The organism is Parabacteroides sp. AM08-6 (assembly GCF_003473295.1).
In the GTDB taxonomy this organism is placed as follows: domain Bacteria; phylum Bacteroidota; class Bacteroidia; order Bacteroidales; family Tannerellaceae; genus Parabacteroides.
In genome coordinates this window covers 1-7,751 of record NZ_QRMP01000041.1, presented here as the reverse complement: position 1 = coordinate 7,751, position 7,751 = coordinate 1, and the positions used below count along the sequence as shown (strand labels likewise).

8 protein-coding genes are annotated in these 7,751 nt (G+C 40.5%); all 8 read right to left on the bottom strand.

Annotated elements, in window-relative coordinates; all coding sequences use genetic code 11:
• Positions 1-27 precede the first annotated feature (27 nt).
• Entirely contained in the window at positions 28-690 is a 663-nt protein-coding gene (locus DW103_RS16665; protein WP_122278194.1) for a hypothetical protein, read from the bottom strand.
• 56 nt (positions 691-746) lie between these two features.
• On the bottom strand, positions 747-1,409 hold the full coding sequence (locus tag DW103_RS16660; RefSeq protein WP_122278192.1) for a hypothetical protein: 663 nt from the start codon (positions 1,407-1,409) through the stop codon (positions 747-749).
• A gap of 65 nt (positions 1,410-1,474) precedes the next feature.
• Positions 1,475-1,738, bottom strand: a complete 264-nt coding sequence (locus DW103_RS16655) for a hypothetical protein (RefSeq protein ID WP_122278190.1) — start codon at positions 1,736-1,738, stop codon at positions 1,475-1,477.
• Between the two features lie 230 nt (positions 1,739-1,968).
• Entirely contained in the window at positions 1,969-3,939 is a 1,971-nt protein-coding gene (locus DW103_RS16650) for a CotH kinase family protein (protein WP_122278188.1), read from the bottom strand.
• Between the two features lie 100 nt (positions 3,940-4,039).
• Positions 4,040-4,981, bottom strand: coding sequence for a malate dehydrogenase (gene mdh, locus DW103_RS16645; protein WP_122278186.1), 942 nt, complete (start codon positions 4,979-4,981; stop codon positions 4,040-4,042).
• A 147-nt stretch (positions 4,982-5,128) separates the two neighbouring features.
• Complete coding sequence (locus tag DW103_RS16640) at positions 5,129-6,313, bottom strand: class I SAM-dependent rRNA methyltransferase (RefSeq protein WP_122278184.1); 1,185 nt, start codon at positions 6,311-6,313, stop codon at positions 5,129-5,131.
• Positions 6,314-6,895: a 3'-5' exonuclease gene (locus DW103_RS16635; protein ID WP_122278182.1), complete on the bottom strand. Its 582-nt coding sequence runs from the start codon at positions 6,893-6,895 to the stop codon at positions 6,314-6,316.
• Positions 6,895-7,437, bottom strand: a complete 543-nt coding sequence (locus tag DW103_RS16630; RefSeq protein WP_122278219.1) for a DUF5063 domain-containing protein — start codon at positions 7,435-7,437, stop codon at positions 6,895-6,897. The genes DW103_RS16635 and DW103_RS16630 overlap by 1 nt, the downstream gene beginning before the upstream one ends.
• Between the last annotated feature and the right edge of the window lie 314 nt (positions 7,438-7,751).

Genomic DNA, 7,751 nt, shown 5'->3' with positions numbered 1-7,751 from the left:
TTTGTGCCACACTACGAATGTTATCAATCAATCCTCAAACCGGAAAGCTTCTTCCACATCTTTTATATACTTGTCAATATGCCTATTGCCCTTTTTAGTTAGCAAGAATGAAACGGTAAGTGATTTTCCCCATTTTGTCATAATCAGTTCCAATCTGTGCCTGTATTTACCTTGATACACGGCTTTCTTTTCTTTTATGGGGTAAGTAATCACATAATGCGCATTAAAAACCTCCTTTGATTTTTGGGGAGTCCAAATCGTTATAATCTTTTTCAGCTTCTCCATCTGTTCATCCGTAGTTTTTTCATTAAAGTAACCCATCTTCAAGGAATTTCTTATCTGGGAAAATACATTTTCCGGCAAGTCGTCAATAGATTTATTGATTCCTCCATTTGTTCCTGCAGCTCTTATGAATATAATACATTCCTTATCTTCATGTATCCATTTGGATACTATAACACCAAATGTTGTTCTTGTTAACTCTACTGGATTAGCCGGTGGATCTTTCAAATTAAATCGACCGGAAGCAATATATTCTTTAGGAAGTTTATAATTTAATCCTATTGCTTTGCTTACTTTGTCTAACTCTCCATTCTTTTGGACATATTCGTCGGTGGCAGTATCATGTTTTTGTCCGTAAACACTGATAGACAGAGTGATAATCCATGCCAATAATATAAGCTTTTTCATCTTTTTTGTTTTTTACTATTAGTTGGAACTTTGTGCCACACTACGAATGTTAGCAATCAATCCTCAAACCGGAAAGCTTCTTCCACATCTTTTATATACTTGTTGATATGCTTGTAGCCTTTTTTAGTTAGCAAGAATGAAACAGTAAGTTTCTTTCCCCATTTTACCATAATCAAATCCATTCTATGCCTGTATTTGTCTTGGTACACAGCTTTTTTATCTTCTATGGGGTAAGTAATCACATATTGCGCATTAAAAATCTCCTTTGATTTTTGGGAAGGCCAGATGGTTATAATCTTTTTTAGTTCTTCCATCTGTTCATCCGTGGTTTCTTTAAAAGCGGAACCCATGTCCAGGGAATTTCTTATTTGGGAAAACACATTTTCCGGCAACTTGTCCACAGATTTATCAATTGTAGTTTCTGTTCCGGCACAGTCTATAAATAAAATACATTCTTGGTCTTCATGTATCCATTTAGATGCCCTGGTACCAAATACTGTTCTTAATAACTCTGTCGGATTGGCCGGTGGCATTTTCAAATAGAATTCACCGGTTGCAAAATATTCTTTAGGAAGTTTATAATTTAACCCTATGGTCTTAGTCGCCATCTCTAACTTGCTCTTATTGTGAGTGGAGCCATCTGTAACAGGGTCGATACCTTGTCCATAGGCACCGATAGTTAAAGTGATAATCCATGCAAGTAATAGAAGTTTCTTCATTTTATTTATTTTTATGTTATTAGCAAGAACGTTTGTGCCACGTAACAAATGTTTTCAATCAATCTTCAACCGGAAAGCCCCTTACACATGTAGCTGAAAATAGGTTCCATGTTCAATGAATGCTTTATCCAGGAAAACAGATTTTTCAAATCGAATAGATAGGTAGTAATATATTCTTTAGGAGGCTTATAATTTAGTTCTATCGTTTTGGCAACTTTCTCTAACTCTCCTTTTTGCTGGGAGGGGGCATCTGTGATAGTATCAAGTCCTTGTCCATAGATACTGATAGTTAGAGCAATCATCCATACCAATAATAGAAGTTTTTTCATCTTTTATTGTTTAGTTTCAATTAACAAAGCGCAAATTCTGCTTTGTGAAGACTAACGGGTTTTCCATCTATGATATCACTCGCTATAGTACAAAGGAAACTATTTATTTACAATAAAACAAATTAATAAAGCTTTGATTTCTATGTTATGGGGCATAAAAAAGAGGAAATATCTCAATGACACTTCCTCTTTTTACAAGTATTTATCTTCTTTTTTACAAAAGTAGTTCTTTATGGAATCTGTATCTTTTGTTGTACGGATTTTGTATTCGTCTCAGAGACACTGATGATATATAATCCGGATGCTAATGAAATCGTGGTAGTTCCGCTCTGTTTGTATGTCCCCACTTTGCGTCCGGTTAAATCATAAATATTAATCAGACTATTCGGGTCGAAATTACTGACGTGAAGCTGTCCGTCTGCTACATAAATCTGACCGGAAGATTGAACGATGGCTCCGTTTGATGTCGGCGGTTCGTTCAAACCAACTTTTTTATCCATCCATTCTATCCGGTTTTTCAAGTAACTTTTCACTGCATTAACTTCCGCTTTGAAAGAACCTAAGGCCATTGGATTTTCGTGTACTTTCTCGTTCAATATCGGCCAACGTTTGAAGTTGAGCTGTTGCGATTCATCCATTTCTTCTGCCAATTTATCGATAAAAGCATTCAGTGATTCGAGTGTTATATCTCCGTTCAGACGTGCTTCGCTCCAAATATTTTTTTGTTCTGTAGCTGTTGTTCTGATGATACGGTCCGCAAAATCTCTCATGCCGTCCGCGCAAGAACCTTTTGTGCGGAAAATAAAGTCGTACAGGGAATTGATAGGATAGGTACGCTGGTCATTGTCAAATGCGATGTCGAAATCCCATACGGGCCCTGTGTAGAATTTATCTTCATCTCTATCCTTTGTCATATAAACACTCCAATAGGTATCTGTATTACCGCAAAATTCTCCGATAAGGAAATGTTTAAGGAATGATTCCGTATCCAGTATGCTGCGATATCCTTTTTCCGGATCGTTGTAGTTTGGACTGAATACCAGGCTTTCCATCTTGTTGAAATAGTCTTTAATATATTTCGATTGTTCAGGGACGATTTCGTCATCTTTTGGTGATTTGATGGTAACGGGAATGCCATACATGGACGATTTAAACCAAGATATTTCCTGATTTGCGTACGCATCGATTTCAATCAGGTATCCTCCGGTTAAAGCCGGATATGAAATGTCTTCGGGAGCCATTTCCGTAATATCGATACGGTTCTTTTTTACTTCCATGTGGTCGCACAACTGATAGCAACCTTTATATTCTCCGTTTAAAATAACGTCGACAGGACGTCCGGCCGGTGTATATCTCATTTTAAATCTTTTGCTTATTTCAAAAGCAAGTAGATTTCTCATTAACGTTTTATCTCCATAATTGTTGATAAGTGTCCAGTTTTTAGCATCTGCCGGGAAATCCAGGAGCTTTGTCTTTTTATTTAATTTCATCCGGTATGGCTTTTTGGGGAACCCCCAACTGGAATTTCCTCGTCCGCGTATATCCAAATCACCCGTGTAAATTTTACTCCCGTTTTCAGAAATAATAGAAACTTTTCCTTCCAGATAAACTTCTTTTTCGATGATATCCTGACTGCCTTTTGTATGGATAGTAACCACCGGAAGCCCGGTTAGCTGGTATAATTGCTTATCATCACCTTCTCCTTCTTCTCCGAAGAATTTTATTTCCGCAATATTGCAGCGAACATCATTCGGGCCTACGTACCTCACATAACGAAATCCACGGCTGCATTGGATGTCCACCGTTGTTAAATCGTCGTTTTTAGGTGTTTCTTTAATAATATAAAGGGGAATGGCATCGATGAAGTCCGGCTCGTTGGCTCCTTCAAAAATTCCGAGTTCCAGACGTGAGGCAAAATCTTTGCGCGGAGCAAAGGCGATTTGTTTGATAATATGAGGTTTACCTAAGTCTAATCCGGCCCATCCTCCTGTTCTGTCGTATGCAGCGAAGAAGGTATTCAAATCATTGTCGAACGCATTGTTTTTAGTATTTACTGTGGTGGATTGTGCTCCGCCCGAAACACTGTAATCCGCGGAGAATTCGGAGCCGATGACTGTGCCTTTTAACGGTTCGGAATTTTGAGCGGAGACAAATAAGGTAGTAATTAATAGACTTGTAACTGTAATAATTAGTTTTTTCATGTCTAAAGATTTTATAATGAATTAAAATGAGGAAGAGAGAGAAAAAGGGCTGTCCTTTATACAAGGGGCAGCCCTTTCATTTTATAGATTGTAGTATTGATTACAATGCACCGACTTCTTTCAGCGCTTCGTTTGTTTTATGAACGGCTGCAGCACTCTTAGCGAACAATTCTTTTTCTTCGGCTGTCAGTTCCAGTTCAACAATCTTTTCAATACCATTTTTGCCCAGAATTACGGGAACACCGATGCAAAGGTCGGACTCGCCGTATTCACCTTCCAGATAAACTGAACAGGGAATCATTTTCTTTTGGTTGTGGATGATGGATTCTACCACATAAGCTCCTGCTGCACCCGGTGCATACCAAGCAGAAGTTCCCAGCAATTTAGTCAATGTAGCACCGCCAACCATTGTGGAAGCAACCACTTCTTGCAGCTTCTCGGCGCTTAACAGTTTGCTGACGGGGATACCTTTGTAAGTAGCCAGACGAGCCAACGGAATCATGGTTGTGTCACCGTGGCCACCGATTACCATACCTTCAACTTCGTTTGCATTGCATCCCAAAGCTTGAGACAGGAAATATTTGAAACGAGAGCTATCCAAAGCGCCACCCATACCGATAATGCGGTTTTTCGGCAGGCCGAGAGATTTCAATGACAGATAAGTCATCGTATCCATCGGGTTGGAGATAACTACCAGGATTGCGTTAGGAGAGTATTTCAGAATGTTCTGAGCTACGCTCTTTACGATACCGGCGTTAACACCAATCAGCTCTTCACGAGTCATACCCGGTTTACGGGGAATACCGGAAGTGATGACAACAACATCTGAATTGGCTGTTTTTTCGTAGTCGTTCGTGCAACCTACAACTGTGGTATCGAAACCAAGCAGCTGGGCTGTTTGCATCATATCCATTGCTTTACCTTCGGATACACCTTCCTTAACGTCAAGCATTACGACTTCGTCTGCCACTTCATTGAAGGCAAGAACATTTGCACAAGTAGCACCTACGTTACCGGCGCCAACAACTGTTACTTTTGACATAATAATAAGTTTTATATGTGTTATTTATAAAATACTTTTTCTCTGATTTTATCCAGACAAAGGTACGATGTATTGCGGAATAAAGAAATATTTCCGTATATATTTTGTGCCTTCCTTTATTAAATATCACTAATGTCCTGAAGTCGATTATTCTACATATAAGACTAATCCTTTCAGGTATTCTCCTTCCGGATGGTAAATGTTGACCGGATGGTCGGCCGGCTGTGTCAATTGGTGTAGGATACGGACGCTCCGACCCGATTGGGCGGCCGCGCTGAATACCGCCAAACGGAAGTTTTCCTTGCTTACAACCTGCGAGCAGGAGAAGGTGAAGAGAATGCCTCCCGGTTTGATTTTCTCAAAAGCGATGGCGTTCAGCTTACGATAGCCCTGAAGCGCATTGCGCAATACATTTTTGTGTTTGGCAAAAGCCGGTGGGTCCAGAATAATCAAATCGTAATTGCTTCCCATCTTTTCCAGATACTTGAAAGCGTCTTCGGCAAAAGCCTGATGACGGGGGTCGCCCGGAAAATTCAATTCTACATTTTTATTGGTAAGCGATATGGCTTTGGCGGAACTATCGACCGAATGCACTATTTTGGCTCCTCCGCGCATGGCATAAAAGGAGAATCCTCCGGTATAGCAGAACATATTCAAAACAGAACGGTCCTTGGCATAATGTTCCAGCAACGAACGGTTTTCACGTTGGTCGACAAAGAAGCCTGTTTTTTGTCCTTTTTGCCAGTCTACGCAAAATTTTAATCCTTTTTCCACTGCTACATCTTCCACTTCGCCTCCCAGCAAATAGCCGTCTTCGCTTTCCAGATTAGCTTTGTAGGGCAGGGTCGCTTCCGATTTATAATAGATGTTTTGCAATGTATCTCCCAGAACCGTCTTTAATGCTTCGGCTATCTGGTGGCGGGCATAATGCATGCCGACAGAATGGGCTTGCATGACAGCTGTATGGGCGTACATGTCGATAACCAATCCCGGCAGGTTGTCCCCTTCTCCGTGCACCAAGCGGAACGTGTTATTGTTGTCTACGCCGGCCAATCCCAATGTTTTCCGGAGCGTGTAGGCAATACGGATACGTTCTTCCCAAAAAGCAACGTCGATAGTACGTGGCTTGAATGATAAGATACGTACGGCAATACTGCCTATCTGATAATGTCCGGTTCCCAGAAAGTGCTGGTTGGCTCCGTAAACTTCCACCACATCCCCTTCTTCCGGTTTTCCTTCTATCGACTGGATAGCGCCGGAAAATACCCACGGGTGGAAACGTAACAACGATTCTTCCTTTTTAGGTTTAAGATATACTTTACAATCTTTCATCTATATTTCTTTCAGTTGATTATATATTTTCAGGCATGCCCATGCATCGAGTGCGGCATATTTTTGTTGGGCTTCGCTCAATGTCCTTGCTTCCCAATTGGTAAGGCGCTGCCCTTTTGATATTTTCTTGTTGAACAGGATGGCATATATTTTTTGCAAGCTTGCATCTTCTATGCCGAATTGTCCTACATAATTCTGTAAATCCAGAAAGTTTGCCGGCTCTATATCCGTCCGTTTCCGCATAGCTCCGAAATCGTCACGCAGGGAGAGGCCTATTTTCAGGACTTTTTCGTTTGCCAGGAATTCTTCCAGAATTTCCGGTATGTCTATGAGGTTCAAACGAAACAGGAAACAAGCTTCATCGGTTGATATCTGCATAAGTGCTATTTTGTATCGTTGTCCTTTCCGAAAGCTGGGACGTGTTTCCGTATCGAAACCGACAGCAGGGAATTCAGACAGATAAGTGACAGCTTTCCGTGCATCTGCTTCTGTTTCTATCACTATGATGCGTCCCGGGAATTCTTCGACAGGAAGTTGAGAAATGGTTTCCTTGGTGATTGAATGTTCGTATTGTTGTGCCATTATTCGTCGTTAGTTTCTAAGTACTCTTCATCGCTGTATCGTACGGCATGAAGTGCTTTCAGTGCATTTAATAATTGTTGTCCCCAAAATTCACGGAAGTTTGTGCGGCATAGGAAAATAGCTTGCTGCATCACCTCTTCGTTTCCTTGACGGAATTGTGAAATAAAATTACCCGCATCCTGATAGACATCGGCCAGGTTTTCAGAGATAAAAGCTGCGATTGGGGTATCGCTATACTGCATGTCTGCATGAAATGTCTCCAGGTAGGAATCTTTTTCTCCCAGCAAAGTGGCAATCCGGGTACGGACGGTTTCATACATCTCTTCTGTTACTGTCAGTTCCGGTTCTTCGTCGTCTGTATCTTCCACTTCGGGGAGTAACGTTGCTTTCAGATATAGTAAAGGTAAAAGCTTGACGGCCTTGTCCGTGAAATCGAACAAGCCGGCTTGTCCTGCTTGCTCCACGAATGTACAAAATTCCAATGCAACCGTGACAAATTCCAGTGTGTTACGGTCGTATATCGGATTATTTTCTTTTTCCATATTCATTATCTTATAGATACCTTGCGGTTTATAACCTGCAAAAATAACAAAATATATTCTGATAATGGGAAATATTAGTTCTATTTAAGAGTTTGTATTTTTGAAAAACATCCTGTTCCCCGGTACAATTTCTCCTATTCTTTTGTATATTTGATGCCGTATAATTTATTGGCTGATAATTGTCGGCCAGTTGGCTGACGGTTATCAGTCACGTGGCTGATAGTTATGAGCCAGCTGGCCGACAATTATCGACATAAAATTAGGAAGGCAATTACAGGGCAAACGCATTAAAAAGAAATCAAAAAGAAAGTAAT

Bases quoted from the DNA above. Each gene is read 5' to 3' on its own strand.
- mdh (WP_122278186.1), bottom strand. From the start codon at position 4,981: ATGTCAAAAGTAACAGTTGTTGGCGCCGGTAACGTAGGTGCTACTTGT.
- DW103_RS16660 (WP_122278192.1), bottom strand. From the start codon at position 1,409: ATGAAGAAACTTCTATTACTTGCATGGATTATCACTTTAACTATCGGT.
- DW103_RS16635 (WP_122278182.1), bottom strand. From the start codon at position 6,895: ATGGCACAACAATACGAACATTCAATCACCAAGGAAACCATTTCTCAA.
- DW103_RS16650 (WP_122278188.1), bottom strand. From the start codon at position 3,939: ATGAAAAAACTAATTATTACAGTTACAAGTCTATTAATTACTACCTTA.
- DW103_RS16655 (WP_122278190.1), bottom strand. From the start codon at position 1,738: ATGAAAAAACTTCTATTATTGGTATGGATGATTGCTCTAACTATCAGT.
- DW103_RS16640 (WP_122278184.1), bottom strand. From the start codon at position 6,313: ATGAAAGATTGTAAAGTATATCTTAAACCTAAAAAGGAAGAATCGTTG.
- DW103_RS16665 (WP_122278194.1), bottom strand. From the start codon at position 690: ATGAAAAAGCTTATATTATTGGCATGGATTATCACTCTGTCTATCAGT.
- DW103_RS16630 (WP_122278219.1), bottom strand. From the start codon at position 7,437: ATGGAAAAAGAAAATAATCCGATATACGACCGTAACACACTGGAATTT.